Annotated in this window: 15 protein-coding genes; 8 read left to right on the forward strand and 7 right to left on the reverse strand. The window is 74.1% G+C overall.

Translation table 11 applies throughout. The features are described 5' to 3' along the window. The first annotated feature begins 9 nt into the window (after positions 1–9). Entirely contained in the window at positions 10–405 is a 396-nt protein-coding gene (locus tag BLT67_RS11270) for a hypothetical protein (protein WP_092667104.1), read from the forward strand. After that, positions 402–1,862, forward strand: coding sequence for an amidase (locus BLT67_RS11275; protein ID WP_092667105.1), 1,461 nt, complete (start codon positions 402–404; stop codon positions 1,860–1,862). Before BLT67_RS11270 ends, BLT67_RS11275 begins: the two co-directional genes overlap by 4 nt. Positions 1,863–1,911: 49 nt before the next feature. On the opposite strand, the gene BLT67_RS11280 is transcribed toward BLT67_RS11275, so the two are convergent. After that, complete coding sequence (locus BLT67_RS11280) at positions 1,912–2,385, reverse strand: hypothetical protein (RefSeq protein ID WP_231945484.1); 474 nt, start codon at positions 2,383–2,385, stop codon at positions 1,912–1,914. Between the two features lie 34 nt (positions 2,386–2,419). Here BLT67_RS11280 and BLT67_RS11285 point away from each other — a divergent pair, with 34 nt between their 5' ends. Both BLT67_RS11285 and BLT67_RS11290 read left to right on the forward strand, forming a co-directional pair. Next, a complete protein-coding gene (locus BLT67_RS11285) occupies positions 2,420–3,685 on the forward strand; it encodes a glycosyltransferase (RefSeq protein ID WP_172802012.1) in 1,266 nt (421 codons plus the stop codon). Positions 3,686–4,453: 768 nt separating this feature from the next. After that, the gene (locus BLT67_RS11290) at positions 4,454–5,002 is read left to right on the forward strand and encodes a hypothetical protein (RefSeq protein ID WP_092667107.1); all 549 of its coding nucleotides are present in this window, start codon (positions 4,454–4,456) and stop codon (positions 5,000–5,002) included. Between the two features lie 63 nt (positions 5,003–5,065). Here BLT67_RS11290 and BLT67_RS11295 read toward each other — a convergent pair whose 3' ends face one another. The 5 genes from BLT67_RS11295 to BLT67_RS11310 all read right to left on the reverse strand — a co-directional run bounded on the left by BLT67_RS11295 (position 5,066) and on the right by BLT67_RS11310 (position 10,239). Beyond that, positions 5,066–5,863 (reverse strand): PspA/IM30 family protein, encoded by a 798-nt coding sequence (locus BLT67_RS11295; protein WP_092667108.1) that lies wholly within the window; start codon positions 5,861–5,863, stop codon positions 5,066–5,068. A 169-nt stretch (positions 5,864–6,032) separates the two neighbouring features. Next, positions 6,033–8,150 carry a TPM domain-containing protein gene (locus BLT67_RS11300; protein ID WP_172802013.1) on the reverse strand — a complete coding sequence of 706 codons (2,118 nt, stop codon included), beginning with the start codon at positions 8,148–8,150 and terminating at the stop codon, positions 6,033–6,035. Positions 8,151–8,251: 101 nt separating this feature from the next. Continuing rightward, positions 8,252–8,989 (reverse strand): hypothetical protein, encoded by a 738-nt coding sequence (locus tag BLT67_RS13550; protein WP_172802014.1) that lies wholly within the window; start codon positions 8,987–8,989, stop codon positions 8,252–8,254. Beyond that, entirely contained in the window at positions 8,986–9,525 is a 540-nt protein-coding gene (locus tag BLT67_RS11305) for a sigma-70 family RNA polymerase sigma factor (protein WP_231945485.1), read from the reverse strand. Before BLT67_RS11305 ends, BLT67_RS13550 begins: the two co-directional genes overlap by 4 nt. A gap of 51 nt (positions 9,526–9,576) precedes the next feature. Then, positions 9,577–10,239 (reverse strand): FMN-binding negative transcriptional regulator, encoded by a 663-nt coding sequence (locus BLT67_RS11310; protein WP_092667110.1) that lies wholly within the window; start codon positions 10,237–10,239, stop codon positions 9,577–9,579. 335 nt (positions 10,240–10,574) lie between these two features. Here BLT67_RS11310 and BLT67_RS11315 point away from each other — a divergent pair, with 335 nt between their 5' ends. Further along, positions 10,575–11,516 (forward strand): hypothetical protein, encoded by a 942-nt coding sequence (locus tag BLT67_RS11315; RefSeq protein WP_157674343.1) that lies wholly within the window; start codon positions 10,575–10,577, stop codon positions 11,514–11,516. 90 nt (positions 11,517–11,606) lie between these two features. Here BLT67_RS11315 and BLT67_RS11320 read toward each other — a convergent pair whose 3' ends face one another. Continuing rightward, a complete protein-coding gene (locus BLT67_RS11320) occupies positions 11,607–13,475 on the reverse strand; it encodes a phosphoenolpyruvate carboxykinase (GTP) (protein ID WP_092667112.1) in 1,869 nt (622 codons plus the stop codon). Between the two features lie 170 nt (positions 13,476–13,645). On the opposite strand from BLT67_RS11320, the gene BLT67_RS11325 reads away from it, so the two are divergent. The 3 genes from BLT67_RS11325 to BLT67_RS11335 all read left to right on the forward strand — a co-directional run bounded on the left by BLT67_RS11325 (position 13,646) and on the right by BLT67_RS11335 (position 17,357). Then, the gene (locus BLT67_RS11325; RefSeq protein WP_092667113.1) at positions 13,646–15,079 is read left to right on the forward strand and encodes a helix-turn-helix domain-containing protein; all 1,434 of its coding nucleotides are present in this window, start codon (positions 13,646–13,648) and stop codon (positions 15,077–15,079) included. Between the two features lie 119 nt (positions 15,080–15,198). Beyond that, positions 15,199–15,831: an arsenate-mycothiol transferase ArsC gene (locus BLT67_RS11330; protein WP_157674344.1), complete on the forward strand. Its 633-nt coding sequence runs from the start codon at positions 15,199–15,201 to the stop codon at positions 15,829–15,831. A gap of 260 nt (positions 15,832–16,091) precedes the next feature. Beyond that, on the forward strand, positions 16,092–17,357 hold the full coding sequence (locus BLT67_RS11335; protein ID WP_092667115.1) for an acyltransferase family protein: 1,266 nt from the start codon (positions 16,092–16,094) through the stop codon (positions 17,355–17,357). Positions 17,358–17,366 lie beyond the last annotated feature (9 nt).

The raw sequence follows: 17,366 nt of genomic DNA on the forward strand, positions 1-17,366 counted from the left end.
GATGGGGGCATGACCGAGTTCGAGGCGTGGCGCGAAGCCCGGCAGCGCACCGATGCGCAGGCCGCGGCAGCCGCCGCGGACGTGCGCGCGACCGTCACCGACCTCGGCCCGGGCTTCTGGATGGTGTCGGTCGCCGGCGTGACGCGCGGCTTCATCGTGCAGGTCGCCGTGCGCGACGAGATCCGCTTCGAGGCGCGCCTGCGGCACATCAACCCGGGCCAGGGCACGCGCATCGGCGAGTACTGGGAGCTCGAGAAGGCGATCGCGGCGATCATCGCCGAGCCGCCGCGCTTCACCGGCCGCGACCCGTTCCGCGAGCTGACGAACTACGCCTCGCGCGACCAGATGCGCGAGCGCACGGAGCGGAAGCGACTGCAGCGTCGAGCCGGGCGGTACCTCGGTTGACCGCGATCCACGAGCTGGGCGCGCTCGAGCTGTGGCGCCTGCTGCACGCGCGCGAGCTGAGCGCGGTGCAGGTCGCCGAGCACCTCCTCGAGCGCATCGAGCGCGTCGACGACGCGCACGCGTTCGTGCACGTCGACGCCGAGCTCGCGCTCGATCGGGCGCGCGCCGCCGACGCGGCCGACGATCGCACCGCGATCATCCATGGGCTGCCCTTCGCCGACAAGGACCTCACCGCGCGCGCCGGCCAGCCGGCCGCGATGGCGTCGCGCTGGCTCGAGGGCGCGGTCGCCGAGCAGACGCACCCCGTCGCCCGCGTGCTCGACGCCGGCGGCGGCGTCGTGCTGGGCCGCACCGCGGCGCCCGAGTTCGGCTTCGCGGGGTACACGCGCTCCGCCGTGCACGGCGCGACGACGCTCCCCGGGCATCCCGAGCTGCACGCGGGCGGCTCCTCGGGCGGTGCCGCGGCTGCGGTCGCGCAGGGGCTGCTGCCGTTCGCGCCCGGCTCCGACGGCGGCGGCTCGATCCGCATCCCCGCCGCGACGTGCGGGCTCGTCGGCCTCAAGCCCACACGCGGCCGCATCCCGGCGCAGGGCGGCGTGGGCGTCGTCGGCGGCCTCGTGACCGCGGGCGCCATCGCCCGCTCGGTCATCGACGCGGCGCTCCTCACCGATGCGCTCATCGGGCGGGTGAACGGCGTGACACCGCATCCGCTCACCCTCCGCTCGCCGGAGCGCGACGACGGCTCGCTGCTCGCCGCGGCGATGCGCGGGCAGGGGCGCTTCCGCGTCGCCGTGCTCACCGGCGGCACCCCGTGGGACTCGGTCGCCGACATCCGCATCGACCCCGAGGCGACGGCCGCGGTCGATGCGACCATCGCGGCGCTCGAGGCATTCGGGCACGAGGTCGGCGAGGTCGCGCTGCCGGAGGCCGCGGGCGACCTCGGCGTGCCGGGCGTCGCGGGCTACCCGGGCGCCTTCACCGACCTGTGGCGCGGGGGAGCGGCGACGATCCCGATCCCGCGCGACGAGCGCCACCTGCTCGAGCCGCTCGCCCGCTGGATCATCGAGACGAGCGACGACCTCACCGCGGCCGGCCTCGCCCGCGCCCAGCTGTGGGCGACCGAGTACGAGCGGCGCGTCCTCGCCGCCTTCCGCCCCTGGGACGCCGTGCTGACGCCCGCGACCGCGCTCACGCCGCGGCCCCTCGACTGGTATCCGGTCGACGACGGCGAGGCCGACTTCCACCACCAGGTGCTGCACACGCCGCACACCTCGTTCGTGAACCTCACGGGCCTGCCCGCGCTCGCGCTGCCCGTACACCGCACGGATGCTGGCCTGCCGATGGGCGTGCAGCTCATCGGCCGCCCGGGGGAGGAGGCGACGCTGCTCGCGATCGGGCGCCAGCTCGAGCGCCGCATCCCCTGGACGCAGCGCGTCGTCGACCGCATGCGCCCCTGACGCGCTCCGCGCACGCGGGCCGCCTCAGCCGGATCGCGGCGCGTGCGAGTCAGGCGCCGTCGCTCTGTCCGGGCGCCCCGCGCTTGGGCAGGTAGCCGCCCGCCTCGAGCCCCGCCTCGACCTCGAACCGGTTGCGCAGCGCATCCTGGCCCGCCGCGACGTACATGGGGATGAACCACAGGCCGTAGCGCTCCCACTGCTGCCGGTGCACGTCCTCGTGCTCGAGCACCTCGGGCGAGTCGGATGCGGTGGTGAGGTACGCGGCGCCCACGGTCGTGCCGCCCCTGCCGTACGCCCAGCGCGGCAGCCCTGTGATGACGTGCAGCGCGCCCTCTCGCCGCTCCTGCCCGCCGAGCAGTCGGCCCCACAGCCGTGCGCCCGCGGTCGCGATCCGCGCGCCCGCTCGTGCGATCGGCGGCGCGGTGACCGCGCGGAACGCCGGACCGCTCACGTTCCGGCCGAGCGCACCGATGCCGCGGCCGAGCGCGGCGAGCGGTGCCTGCGGTGCCTGCGGACGAGCCATGCGGCCGACGATAGCGCGCCGATACCCTGGGAGCATGCGCCCGGAGCCGTACGGCCACCCCGATCAGGCGCCCGTGCAGCCGCCGCTGCGGGTCGCGCTGGTGTCGATGCACACCTCCCCGGCCGACCGCCCCGGCAAGGGCGATGCGGGCGGCATGAACGTCGTGGTGCTCGAGAGCGCGATGGCGCTCGCCGCCCGCGGCAACCTCGTCGACATCTTCACCCGCGCGGCGGGCGCACCGCGCACCGAGTCGCTCGCGCCGGGCGTGACGCTCTACGCGCTCGAGGCGGGCGGCGGCGTCGTGCGCAAGCACGAGCTGCCCAACCTCGCCGATGCCTTCGGCCAGCAGCTCGAGCGCGCCGCGTGGGCCGCCGACCAGCCGTACGACGTGCTCCACGCGCACTACTGGCTCTCCGGCCTCGCGGCGCTGCCGGTCTCCCTCTCGCTCGGCATGCCGATCGTCCAGACGTTCCACACGCTCGCGCACGAGAAGAACCGCCGCATCGGCGACGCCGACCGCGCCGAGCCCGAGCGCCGCCTGCTCACCGAGCGCTACCTGGCCGGCGAGGTGGATGCGATCGCGGCCGTCTCGCGCGCCGAGGTCGACATGCTGTGCGACGGCCTCGGGGCGGCGCCCGGACGCGTCTGGCTCGTGCCGCCGGCGGTCGACACGCTCCTGTTCCATCCCGAGCCGCTCGCGACGCGGGCCGACGTCCGCACCCGACTGGGCGTGCGCCCGGACGACGGTCTCATCGCGTGCGTCGGCCGCGTGCAGCCGCTCAAGGGCCAGGATCTCGCGGTGCGCATGCTCCAGCACCTGCCCGGCGCGGTCCTCGTGCTCGCCGGCGATGCCACCCCCGGCGACGAGCGCTACCTCGAGTCGCTGCACGACCTCGCGCGCGACCTCGGCGTCGAGGGCCGCGTGCGGCACATCGGCAGCGTCGACCGCGAGGCGCTCGCGCAGCTGCTCGACGCCGCCGACGTCGTGGTGGTGCCGAGCCGTACCGAGACGTTCGGCCTCGTGCCGCTCGAAGCCGCGGCAAGCGGCACGCCGGTCGTGGCGTCCCGCGTCGGCGGGCTCACCGAGTCGGTGCTCGACGGCGAGACCGGCATCCTGGTCGACGGCCGCGACCCCATGGACTGGGCGGATGCGGTGGGCTCGATCCTCGAGGACGTCGACCTGCAGGTCTCGCTCGGCCTCGCAGGACGGCGCGCCGCGACCCGCCGCGACTGGCAGGACGTCGCGCACGAGCTCGAGACGGTCTACCGCGCGACGATCGCCGCCCGCGCCACCCCGTAGCGGCTGCCGACCCCTCCGGTTTCGTGACGGCAGCGGCCTGCGGCCGCGGCCTCCTCAACCTGCGGCGCTCGCCGCCCTGTCCGTCGGTCGAGGAGCGTGTCGCGGCGCCTCGCCCTGTCCGTCGGTCGAGGAGCGTGTCGCGGCGCCTCGCCCTGTCCGTCGGTCGAGGAGCGCGCCGGCGGAGCCGGCTCGCGTCACGAGACCAGAGGAGCGATCCGCTGGCGCCTGCGGTTTCGTGACGGCAGCGGCCTGCGGCCGCGGCCTCCTCAACCTACGGCGCGATCCGCTGGCGCCTGCGGTTTCGTGACGGCAGTGGCCTGCGGCCGCGGCCCCCTCAACCCACGGCGCTCGCCGCCCTGTCCGTCGGTCGAGGAGCGCGCCGGCGGAGCCGGCTCGCGTCACGAGACCAGAGGAGCGATCCGCTGGCGCCTGCGGTCTCGTGACGGCAGCGGCCTGCAGCCGCGGCCTCCTCAAGCTGCGGCGCTCGCCGCCCTGTCCGTCGGTCGAGGAGCGCGCCGGCGGAGCCGGCTCGCGTCACGAGACCAGAGGAGCGATCCGCTGGCCCCCGCGGTCTCGTGACGGCAGCGGCCTGCGGCCGCGGCCCCCTCAACCCACGGGGCTCGCCCAGAATTCGGTGCTTTCCCGCCCCTGCGCCCCGCACTACCCTCTGCCCAGGGCAGGGCCGCCGGCGCAGCCGGTTCTGTTGTGGATGTGTGGGTCACGAGGTGGACGCTGTCCGTCCGATTCCGTTCCTCGAAGGGCCCCACCATGTTCAAGAAGCACGCCGCGGTGCTCGCCACCGCCCTCCTCGTCAGCGGTCTCGTCGCCGCCGGCGCAGCCCCCGCGAGCGCTCGCGTCCTCGATCGCTACAGCCTCGACTACTCCGAGAGCGGCACGGTGGAAGGCGGCTTCTGCGGCGCCGACATCGAGCCGACCTACACGTACGACCAGACGGGGACGGGCGTCGTCAGGACGCGCGGCGACGACATCGAGTGGTTCCACGAGCGGCTCCGCGTCGTCCAGACCTTCACCTACAACGGCCTCACCGTCACCGACATCCAGCCCAACACGCTCGCCAAGGACCACAAGATCGTCGTCAACGACGACGGCACGCTGACGATCACGGTCCTGTTCACGGGCGGCGGCCGACTGCTCGACGACGACGGGCGGATCATCGCGAAGGGCAGCGGCCAGATCCGCATCCGCCTCGTCATCGACCCCGACGAGGAGGAGCCGATCAGCGAAGAGGTCGTCTTCGGGTCGACCGGCACGAACGACGACTACTGCGCGGCGATCCTCGACTACTGGGGCGTCTGACCGACCCCACGCGCGAGGGAGGGGAGGCCCATCCGGACCTCCCCTCCCTCGACGCGCCGTGATCTAGCGGTCGACGACCTCGGCCTCGACGCTGCCGTCGCCGTGGTCGGCCGTGGCACCGTTGCCCGTGCCGAGCTGCCCCTGCGAGCCCGAGCCGCCGTGCTTGAGCGCCGCGAGCCGCGCCTCGATCTCCGTCTGGCGGCCGACGTCCTCGAGCGCCTCGAACTGCGCGTCGAGCGTCGAGGCGGCGAGCTCCTGCTGGCCCATCACCTTCGCCTCCTCGCGGCGGATCTTCTCCTCGAAGCGGCCGATCTCGCTCGTGGGGTCGAGGATGTCGATCGACTTGACCGCGTCGTGCACCTGCGACTGCGCCTGAGCGACCTTCGCGCGCGCGATGAGCTGCGAGCGCTTGGCCTTGAGCTCGTCGAGCTTGCCCTTCATGGTCTCGAGGCCCGTCTTCAGGCGGTCGACGACCTCGTTCTGCGACTGGATCGAGGGCTCGGCGGCGCGCGCCTCCGACTCCGACTGCATCTGCTTGCCGATCGCGACCTTCGCGAGGTTGTCGAACTTGTCGGCGTCGGGCTTGCCGGCGGCGCGCAGCTCCTCGGCGCGCTGCGACGCGGCGAGCGCCTTGCGGCCCCAGTCCTCAGCGGCCCGCACGTCCTCCTGGTAGTCCTGCTCCTGCATCCGCAGGTTGCCGATGGTCTGCGCGATGGCCGCCTCGGCCTCGGCGATCGAGTTGGTGTAGTCGCGGACCATCTGGTCGAGCATCTTCTGCGGATCCTCGGCCTGGTCGAGCAGCGCGTTGATGTTGGCCTTCGCGAGCTGCGCGATGCGACCGAGGATGGACTGCTTGGACATGGTGTTCCTCCCTGCGAGTGCCGCGGGCTGCGGCTGATGGGTCGATCTCTGGCTGGTGGTCGGTGGTCGATTGGTCGTGGGTCGGATGCGTCGTGGTCGGATGCGTGGTGGTCGCCGGTGCGCTGGTGCGGTGGCGGGGCGGTCGCGGGCGCTCCGCGGCGGCTGGGCGCTAGTCGCCGAAGCTCCCGCCTCCGCCGCCGAAGCCGCCGCCTCCGCCGCCGAAGCCGCCGCCGAAGAAGCCGCCGCCCCCACCGCCGAAGGAGCCGCCGCCGCCGGAGAAGAGGTCGCCGAGGCCGCCGCCGCCGCCGCCTCCGCCGCCGCCGCCGAACGGGTCGGTGAAGCCGCCGCTGTGGCCGCCCCGGCTCGCGTCGTTCATGATGTCGCCGAGGATGTAGCCGAGCAGGCCGCCGGTGAGCATGTCCTGCCCGCGGCCGCCGCCTCCCCAGCCGCCCTGGCGGTAGTAGGGGTTGCGGGCCTGGCCGCCCCAGCCGACGACGTCGCCCGACGCATCCTGCATCGCCTGCTCGGCGTGCTGGGAGGACGACTGCGCGTACTGCATCGCCGCCTGCGGGTCGGCCTGCTGCAAGCGCAGCGCCTGCGCGAGCTCCTGCTGGGCCGTCGCGAGCAGCTGTCGCGCGTGCGGCCCGACGCCGATGCGGCGCGTGGCGATGTAGTCCTCGGCGCGGTCGACGTTGGCGCGCGCGGAGGCGATCCAGCGGCCGAGGTCGGCCTGCATGCGCTGCGCCTGCATGCCCGCCTGGCGCGCGTGGCCGGTGGCCTCATCGAGCCGCTGGTTGGCGCGCTGCAGGTTGGCGAGCACGCTCAGCGTGTCGGTCGGGCGTCGCTGCGCGGCGGCGACCTGCTCCTCGACGTGCGCGATGAGCGGCGCGAGGTCGGTCGTCTGCGTGCTGCGGAGCGTCTTCGCCGCTGCGATGTCGCCGAGCGAGTCCTGCACGAGGTCGTGCAGCTGCTGGGCGGAGGTCGAGAGGTCGCCCTCCGCGCGCTCGACGGCCGCGAGCAGGCCCGAGGCCTGCGCGAGCGCGGCCTCGGCGGCGTGCACCGCGAGCGCCGCGTCGGCGCCGTTCGAGGCCTGCACCGCGGCGCGGCCCGCCGCGATCGACTGGTCGATGTTGGGCAGCTGCCGCTCGGCGCCGGCGATGTTCTCGCGCACCGGGTCGATCGAGGCGCCCGCGTGCACGTCGTCGAGCCGGTCGAGGATCCGCTTCGCATTCGCGATCCGCCCGTCGAGCGCCGCCCGCGACTGCGCGACCGACTCGAGCACCTGCGGGGCGTTCCGCTCGAGGTCGCGCAACTGCTCGAACGACGTCGCGTGGCTCGCGAGCTCGTTGCCGGCGCCCTCGGCGATCTGCAGGATGCGACTCGACCAGTCGTGCACCTCCTGATCGGTGTCGGGGAACGCGTCGTCGAGCTGCTGCTGCAGGCCGAACGCCTCGGCGAGGCCCCGCTTCGCCTTGTCGAGCGCCTCGCGGTACGGGCGCACCGCATCCTCGCCGAACTGCGCGCCCGCGAACGCGAGCTCCTGCTCGCTCTGCTGCACCGTGTCGTCGAGTTGCACGAGCGCGATGTCGGCGCGCTGGCGCAGCTCCTCGAGGCTCAGCTGCTGCTGCTTCTGCTGCGCCTGCACGCTCTTGCGGCGGCGGTTCGCGCGCATCCCGCGGGTGACGGCCCACGCGCCGCCGCCGACGACCGCCGCGCCGCCCACGAGCGCGACGACCGGCCACACGGCCGAGCCGTCGACGTTGACCTCGGTGCCGCCATCGCCGCCGACGCCACCGGCCTCGACGGCGTCGCCCACCGCATCCGCCATCGCCATCACGCCGCCGGCGACGTCGCCGTTGTTGAGCGCGGGCACGAGCGACCGCTGCGCGAGCTGGTCGACCTCGGTGCCCGAGAGCGGGTAGCCGCTCGCGACGGCGCGGCCCCACTGGCCGTCCTGCATCGCGATCGTGATGAGCAGCGCGTCCTGCGGCAGGCCTGAAGCCTCGGCGCTCTGCACGGCCCAGTCGCCGCGGTCGACACCGTCGAACGAGTCGACCACGACTGCGTACACGTCGGCGTCGGAGGCGGCGTTGTGCTCCTCGAGGTGCGCGTTGACCTCGGCCACGTCGCTCGCGAAGTCGCCGGTCGCGTCGACGAACGCGTCGCCGCCGAGGTCGACGGGGTCCTCGAGCCCGAGGCCTGGGGCGAGCGCGCCTGCCGAGAGCCCGAGCATGGCGGCCGCGCCCAGGGCGGCAACGACCAGCGGGCGGACGATCCGGACGTGCATCTGCGCTCCCTCGTGCCGGCGTCGGAACGTGCCGGCGTGCGGTGAGTCTAGCCAGCGCAAGTAGCCGGCAGCCTGGGGGATGGCCCCCGCATCCGCCGCTCTCAGCGAACGCCGCCGGGCTCGCCGACGACCCCGCGCGCCTGCCCGTCGAGCTCGACGAGCAGCAGCGGCGCCTCGCTGCTCTCGCCGCCGACGCCGCAGTCGACCGGCGGGGCGTCGTCGAGCACGAACGTCCCGAGGCGGACGAGGCCGCCGGCACCGGATGCCTGGCTGCGCGTGCCGCTGTCGTCGAACGCCGCGACCTCGGGCGCTGAGACGATCGCGCCGTCGGCGGCGACGTGCGCGATCGCGACCCCGAGCACCACGACCTCGCCGCCCGAGGCGGGCAGCTCGAACGCGATGTCGACGCGGCCGTCGCCCGGGTCGTCGGCGAACGTCGCCCGGATGCCGGTCTCGGCCAGCAGCGAGGGGTAGCGGCACGCCGCGGCGAGGTCGGTGTCGGATGCGGCGGGGGCCTCCCCGGCCTCCGTCGCGCCCGCGTCCCCCGGCTCGGTCGCGCCGCCGGCCGACTCCTCGCCCGAGCCGTCCGCGCCGGCGTCCGACTCCGGCGCGGCCGCGTCCATCGGTGAGCCCACCTCGCTCGCGGGCCGCAGCGGCGAGAGCCCCGGCGTGACGAAGGGCGCGACGATCAGCACCGCGGCCGCGGTCGCCGCCGACGACAGCGCGATGGTCTTCGGCCGCCGGCGCCGCTTGGCGCTCGCGACGATCGCGTCGGCGTCGAGCCGGGCACCCGGACCCGGCACCTCCTGGAGGCGCCGCCGCAGCTCGTCGTCGCTCACAGCCCGCCCCCGATCGTCTGGCCGTCGGCGCGGCGATCCCGATCGCGCTCCCGCTCGAGCATCCCGCGCAGCTTGCCGAGCGCATCCGAGAGGTACCGCTTGACGGCGCCGGGGGAGATGCCGAGCTCGGCGGCGACCTGCTCGACGGTGCGGTCCTCGTCGTAGCGCAGCACGATGCACGCGCGCTCGCGGGGGCTGAGGCGCTGCAGCCGCGCGGCCATGTCGAGCCGCTCGCCCGTGAGGGTCGAGCCCGAGTCGACGCGCTCGCGCTCGCCCACGAGCGGGGCGATGCGCCGCCAGCGCTGCCCGCGGCGGGCGCGGTCGAGGAAGCGGTTCGCGATCGCGCGCCGCACGTACGCCTCGGCCTGCTCGACCTCGAAGCCGTTGCGCAGCCTGCCGAACGTCGCGGTCAGGGCATCCTGCACCATGTCGCGCGCCTCCTCCTCGTCGCCGGTCAGGAGCATCGCGTACCGCACGAGCGCGTCGCCGCGCTCGGCGACCAGCTCGGCCACCACCAGCTCCCACCTGGCTGCCACGCGATGCTCCTCCTGCCCTCTACGACGAACGACCGCGGTCGGGGGTTGGGGTCAGCCCGCCACTCGGGCGTCGGCGTCGGCCGCGCGCATCCGCGCCGCGAGCGACGGGTTGGATGCGTCGAGGTGCGCGAGCACCTCGGCCCGCGTCTCCTCCGACTTGTTCTGGCTCATCTTCGACTTCGCGTCGAAGCCGCGCACGGTGAGGCGCAGGCCCACGGTGCCCATCGCCATCCCGCGGTTGCCGTCGTCGTCGAGGTCGAGCCGCACGCCGTGCTCGGGCGCGTAGCGCGACTCGAAGTGCTCGACGAGGCGCCGCAGCGTCTCGAGGTTGGCCTGCGCGTCGAGCAGCTCGACCTCGCACGTGAGGTTGGCCTGCTCGAAGTTCCACGTCGGCACCTGACCGCGGTCGTTGCCGACGTACCAGCTGGGCGAGATGTAGCCGTGGTCGCCCGCGACGATCACCAGCAGCGTGTGCGGCGCGCCGTCCTCGCGCGGCTGCAGCAGCCCGTGCAGCCGCGCGTCGGCGCGCCCGAGGTGCGTCTCGAGCACGATGCGCTCGTCGTCGCCGCCGGGATCCTCGGGCGCGAGCAGCACCGGCGAGGGCGAGGCGACGGGGCCGGATGCGGGGTGCGACACGAGCTGCGCCCACGGCGCGCGCTCGAGCATCTCGCGCACCGCTTCGGCGCCGATGCGATAGAGCGGGTTCGGCTGCATGGCCTCATCCTCCCCGACAACTCGCCGCCGCGGGGGACATCCGCCCCTCCCGCGCGCCGCGCCGTGCCGTGCGCCCGCTCCGCGCCGCGCGGCTGCCCGCACCTCGCCGCGCGGGGCGCCGCGCGCCTACCCCTCGCGCCGCCCCGCGCCGCGCGGCCTCGCGGTGCGCGCCTCCGCCCCGCGCCGCGCGCGCCGCCAGGAGTTGCGGCGAGTCGTGCATCGGCGGCGCGTATCGGCGCAACTCGCCGCAACTCCGCGGGACGGCGGGTGCGACGCTGTCCACAGCGACGGCCGAGCGACGAGCGCGAGCCGTGCGCAGCCCGCATCCTGCGCCCATGCCGGCCAAGCAACCGCTGCCCGAACCATTCCACCAGGGAGCGTTCCGCGTGCGGGACGCCATGCGCGCTGGCGTCAGCGCCGATCGGCTTCGCCACGGCTCCCTCATCGCCCCGTTCCGGCAGGTGCGCGCGCACGCGATCGATACCGTCCTCGACCTCTCGACCGCGTACGCGACGGTCATGGCAGCGCATCATGCGTTCGGCGGCATCACCGCGGCGCGCCTCTGGGGATTGCCGATCGCCGAGCGGTGGACGAAGGACGAGCCGCTCGTCATCGCGCGTCCGCGGGGCTCCACGCGCGGCTTCACCCGCGGCACGCGCCACATCGCCGTCGACCCGGTCCGCACGACCGTCGTGGAGGTCGACGGCCTGCGGCTGCTCGATCCGTGGGGCACAACGCGCACGCTCGCCCGCGAGCTCTCTCACGAGGCGCTGGTGCAGGTGCTCGACGCGCTCCTGACGCCGTCGCAGCGATACCCGGGGCTGGCTCTGCGCCGAGATGCGGGCCGGCCGTGGGCCACACCGGAGCGCCTCGCCGCGCTGCTCCGCCGCGACCGAGGGCTCGCGGGCGTCGCCGCGCTGCGCGCCGCGGCAGCCCACGCGCGAGTCGGCGTCGACTCCCGCTTCGAGACCATCGTGCGGCTGCTGCTGGTGGAGGCCGGTCTCCCTGAGCCTGCGGTGCATCCGCTGGTCGTCGTCGACGGCATCGAGAGCCGCCCCGACCTCGGCTACCCCGACAGCCGCATCGCCATCGAGTACGAGGGCGACGGGCACCGCGAGGAGCGGCAGTGGCACGTGGACATCGATCGGTACGCGCGCCTCGAGTCCGCGGGCTGGATCACGATCCGCGTCACCCGCGCGCACATGGCGCGGCGAGGCGCCCACTTCGTGCAGCGCGTGCGCGCGGCACTCGCGCGGCGCGCGCCTGGATCCCGCTGAAGTGTTGCGGCGTGTGGGGCTGCACGAACCGTGCAAGCCCCAACACGCCGCAACTCTCCGCTGCGCCCTGCGCGCTGCGCGCTGGGACGGTCAGGCGGCCGCGACCGGCTGCGCCTGCTGCACGTGCTCGAGGCGCCACCGCACGTGGTTGAGCTGGCGCACGAGGCCCGTGGGCAGCGCGTGGCCGAACTGGCCGAAGAACGCCTCGACGTCGACGAGCTCGGTGAGCCACGCCTTCGGGTCGATCTCGAACAGCTCGTCGACGACCTCGGCGTCGAGGTCGAGCCCCTCGAGGTTGAGCGAGCCCTCGGCCGGCATGATGCCGATCGCGGTGTCGACGCCCGCCGCGGTGCCGGCGACGCGGCCGGCGATCCACTCGAGCACGCGGGCGTTCTCGCCGAAGCCCGGCCACAGGAAGCCGCCGTCGGCGTCGCGGCGGAACCAGTTGACCGAGAAGATCTTCGGCGCGTGGCGGCCGAGCCGGTGGCCCATGTCGATCCAGTGCGAGAAGTAGTCGCCCATGTTGTAGCCGCAGAACGGCAGCATCGCGAAGGGGTCGCGCCGGATCTCGCCGACGGTGCCCTCGGCGGCGGCGGTCTGCTGGCTCGAGACCGTCGAGCCGACGTAGACGCCGTGCTCCCAGTCGCGCGCCTGCAGCACGAGCGGCACCTGCGTGGGGCGGCGACCGCCGAAGATGATCGCGTCGAGCGGCACCGCCTCCTCCCAATCGGGAGCGATCGAGGGCGCCTGCTCGGCGCGCACGGTGAAGCGGGCGTTCGGGTGCGCGGCCGGGCCGTTGGCCGGGTCGTAGGGGCGGCCCTGCCAGTCGATGAGGCCCTCGGGGGCCTCCTTCGTCATGCCCTCCCACCACACGTCGCCGTCGGCGGTGAGCGCGACGTTCGTGAAGATCGTGTCGTGCTCCATCATCGCCATCGCGGTGGCGTTGGTCTTCTCCGAGGTGCCGGGGGCGACGCCGAAGAAGCCGTTCTCGGGGTTGATGGCCCACAGCCGGCCGTCCTCGCCGGGGCGCATCCAGACGATGTCGTCGCCGAGCGTCTCGACCTTCCAGCCCGGGATGGTCGGCTGCAGCATCGCGAGGTTCGTCTTGCCGCACGCCGAGGGGAAGGCGCCGGCGAGGTGCATGACCCGGCCGTCCTCGTGCTTCATGCGCAGCAGCAGCATGTGCTCGGCGAGCCAGCCCTCGTCGCGCGCCTGCACCGAGGCGATGCGCAGCGCGAAGCACTTCTTCGCCAGTAGCGCGTTGCCGCCGTAGGCGGAGCCGAACGACCAGATCTCGCGCGTCTCGGGGAAGTGCGAGATGTAGCGGGTCGAGTTGCACGGCCACGCGACGTCCTGCTCGCCCTCGGCGAGCGGCGCCCCGATCGAGTGCACCGCGGGCACCCAGTCGGTCGTGCCGCGCATCGCCTCGAGCGCGGCGGTGCCGACGCGCGTCATCGCGTGCATCGACGCGACGACGTAGGGGGAGTCGGTGATCTCGATGCCGAGCTTCGAGATGGGGCCGCCGACGGGACCCATCGAGAACGGGATGACGTACATCGTGCGGCCGCGCATCGAGCCGTCGAAGAGGCCGCCGAGCACCTGCCGCATCGAGGCGGGGTCGCGCCAGTTGTTCGTGGGGCCGGCGTCGTCGGCGTCCTCGGCGCAGATGAACGTGCGGCTCTCCATGCGCGCGACGTCGTCGGGGTGCGAGCGCGCGAGGTAGCTGTTCGGGCGCTTCGGCACCGGCACGATCGTGCCGGCCTCGAGCATGATGTCGATGAGGCGCTGGTACTCCTCCGGCGTGCCGTCGGCCCAGACGATGTCGGCCGGCTCGGTGAGCTCGGCGACCGATGCGACCCACGCGACGACGCGGGGGTCGGCGCCCTCGGGGGCGTTGACCGAGCCGGGCTTCACTGGCTTGGCGGCGGAGCGGGTCGGCGCGGGAGGGATGAGCGTCATGCTTCGAGTCTGACCCGGGGCGCGGATGCGGTGGCCCGCCCGGGCGAGAAGGATCACGGAGTCCTTGACCGCGGTGAAAGTTCGCCCTTCCAGCGGCCCGCGGAGGTCCTACGCGCGGCGGTCGCGACCAATATGGCGAAGATTCGCCAGAAGTTTCGTACACTGGGGGCATGGTCGACGCAGCAGTCCTCGGGCACCGCATCCGTCATTTCCGCACCGCGGCCGAGCTGACGCTCGATGCCCTCGGCGAGCGCATCGGGCTCGCGGGCAGCCAGCTCTCCCTCATCGAGAACGGTCACCGCGAGCCGAAGCTCAGCCACCTGCAGGCGATCGCCGACGTGCTGGGCGTCACGAGCGCGCAGCTGCTCGACCCCGAGCCGCCCACCGAGCGCAGCCGCCTCGAGCTCGACCTGCAGCGGCTGCAGGAGTCGCCGAGCTACCGCAGGCTCGGGCTGCCGACCGTGCGGCCGACCCGCTCGATGAGCGACGAGCACCTGCGCGCCCTCGTGGGCCTGCACCGCGAGCTCGACCGACGCGCGCGGGAGGCGATCGCCACCCCCGAGCAGGCGCGCCGCGACGCGACAGCGCTGCGGCTCGCCATGCGCGAGCAGGACAACTCGCTGCCCGAGCTCGACGAGCTCGCCGAGGAGCAGCTGCGCGCCGTCGGCTACGAGGGCGGCAGCCTCACCCACCGCACCGTCAGTGAGATGGCCGCGCGGCTCGGCTTCGAGCTCGTCTACGTCACCGACCTGCCGCACTCGACGCGCTCGGTCACCGACCTCGAGACCGGCCGCATCTACCTGCCGCCGGCGTCGATCCCCGGCGGCCACGGCCTGCGCTCGATGGCGCTCCAGGCGCTCGCGCACCGGCTGCTCGGCCATCACGAGCCGCGCGACTACCGCGAGTTCCTGCAGCAGCGGCTCGAGATCAACTACTTCGCCGCCGCGACGCTCATGCCCCGCTCGCGCGCCGTCGAGTACCTCTCGCGCGCCAAGCGCGAGCGCAACCTCGCCGTCGAGGACTTCCGCGACGCCTTCGGCGTCACCCACGAGACCGCGGCGATGCGCTTCACCAACCTCGCCACCACGCACCTCGACCTGCGCGTGCACTTCCTGCGGGTCGCCGAGGACGGCGCCCTCTCCCGCGTCTACGAGAACGACGGCATGCCCATCCCGGTCGACGCCTCCGGCCACGCCGAGGGGCAGGTCGTGTGCCGCAAGTTCGCCGCCCGCAGCGCCTTCGAGCGCACGAGCCGCACGACGGAGTTCTACCAGTACACCGACACGCCCGCCGGGACCTTCTGGTGCTCGACGCAGATCGGCGCGGGCACCGAGGGCGAGTTCTCCATCTCGTTCGGGGTGCCGTTCGACGACGCGAAGTACTTCCGCGGCGCGCAGACCGCGTTCCGCCAGGTGTCCACGTGCCCCGACGAGCGCTGCTGCGCGCTGCCCGACGACGCGCTCGCGAACCGCTGGCGCCACAAGTCGTGGGCGTCGGCGCGCATGCACCAGCACACGCTCGCCCCGCTGCCGAGCGGCACCTATCCGGGGGTCGACGACGCCGAGCTCTACGAGTTCCTCGAGCGCCACGCGCCCGCGCTGTGACCGCGCCGCCCGGGGCAGGGGGCCGGATGCGTCGGGTCGCCGAGCGCGTCCGCCACGCCCTTGGCAGGCGGCCGCGCCCGGCTTACAGTGATCTCGCCACGTCGACCCAGGGAGCCGACATGACCGAGATGACCGACGGGCTCGACTCGATCGAGCAGACTCTCCGACGCGGTGCCGCGCACCTGGCCGAGCTCCATCCGACCTTCGATCCCACCCTCGTCGAGCGCATCGTCTTCGAGTCGCACGCGACGCTCGCGCGCGGCGCCCGCATCAAGGCGCACCTCGCGCCGCTCGCCCTCAAGTTCGCCGCCGACCGCCTGCAGGCGCTCGAGCGCGCAGGATCCCGCGACGAGGGCGGACCGGTGCGGGTGCTCGTCGAGTCGATCCGCAACGACGGCATCTCGCAGATGGCGGCCGCCTATCTCAACGCGCTCGGCGACGGCCGCGTCGAGGCGCTCTCGGCGGCGGTGAGCCCGGCCGACGAGGTGCTGCGCACGGTGATGGACGTGATGGAGGAGGACGGGGTGCCGCTCACCGAGAGCTTCCCGAAGCCCGTCACCGACGACGTCGCGCGGGCTGCCGACGTCATCATCACGATGCTCATCGAGCATCCGTTCGACGTCGCGCGGCACCAGCGGGTCGAGGCGTGGGACTTCGACGACCCGGCCGGCCTCAGCACCGACGAGGTGCGACGCATCCGCGACCGCGTGCGCCGCCGCGTGCAGGAGTTCCTCGACGCCCTCGACGCCTGAGCCCCTCGCCGGTTGAGCGCCCCTGCTCGCCGGTCGAGGAGCGCCCGGGCGCAGCCCGGACGCGTCACGAGACCACCCCGCCCCCCTCGCCGGTCGAGGAGCGCCCGGGCGGAGCCCGGACGCGTCACGAGACCCTTGGGCCCGCACTGCCCCCTCGTCGGTCGAGTAGCCCCGCAGTGCCGCATCGAGCCCACCCGCCCACTCGACACACGCCCGCGCCCCGCCCACCACCGCATCCGCCGCCCCGCTATCGTTCCGCCATGACCGTCGACGCTGACGCCCGGCTCGCGAGCCGCGACCTCACGCTCGACCTCGCGCGCGTGGCGTGCGTGCTGCTGGTCGTGGTCATCCACCTGCTGTTCGTCGGCGTCGGCCGCGGCGCCGACGGCGCGCTCGTCATCGAGCGCACCGTCGAGGCGCAGCCGTGGTTCGCGGGCGCGACGTGGATCGGCGACATCATGCCGCTGTTCTTCGTGGTCGGCGGCTTCGCGGCGATGGCCGGCTGGCAGAGCCTCGAGCGGCGCGGCGGCGACGCGAACGCGTTCGTGCGCACGCGCCTCGCCCGGCTCGCGCGCCCGGCGCTGCCGCTGTTCCTCTTCCTCGCCCTCGCGCTCGCTGGCGCGTGGGCGCTCGGCGTCGACCCCGCGCTCGTCGACACCGTCGCGATCGGCATCGGCTCGCCGCTGTGGTTCCTCGCGGCCTACGTGCTCGCGCAGGCGCTCGCCCCGCTCATGATCCGCCTGCACCGCCGCGCGCCGGTCGCGACGCTCGTCCTCCTCGCGGTCGCGGCGGCGCTCGTCGACGCCGTGCGGCTGCTCTCGGGCATCGAGCTGCTCGGTCTGCCGAACGTCGTGATCATCTGGGTCGCGGTGCAGCAGCTCGGCTTCTGGATGCATGACGGATGGTTCCGGTCGCGGTCGCCCTGGACGCTCGCCGCGATCATCGCGGTCGGCTTCGCCGCGCTCTACGCCGTCGTCCCGGTCGCGGGCTACTCATGGAGCATGCTCTCCAACCAGTACCCGCCGACGGTGCCGATGCTCGTGCTGGGCGTCGTGCAGGCGGCGGCGCTCACGCTGCTGCACCGGCCGCTGAGCGCCCTCATGCGCACGCGCGCCGCGCGCGGCGTCGTCTGGTTCTCCGGCAGCCGGCTGATGACGATCTACCTGTGGCACCTGCCGGTGATCATGATCGTCGTCGGCATCCAGCTGCTGCTGCCGATCCCGCTGCCCGAGCCGGCCTCCGGCACCTGGTGGCTCACTCGCATCCCGGTGCTCTTCCTCGTGCTCGGCATCGTGTGGCTGCTCTCGCTCTGGCTCGTGCGGTACGAGCGCAGCCCCGCGCACCTCGTCGCCCCCGTGCATCCGGGCATGGGTGTGACCGCGACGGCGGTCGTGCTGTTCGCGGCGGCGCCGTTCCTCATCATGGTGCTCGGGCTCGACACGACGCTCGCGGTCGTGGGCGTCGTCGGCACGACGGCGGCGATCTGGCTCATCCGCGGCCGCCGGGCGAGCCTCGTCGCGCCCTGAAGACGCGCC

The organism is Agrococcus carbonis (assembly GCF_900104705.1).
Taxonomy (GTDB): Bacteria; Actinomycetota; Actinomycetes; order Actinomycetales; family Microbacteriaceae; genus Agrococcus; species Agrococcus carbonis.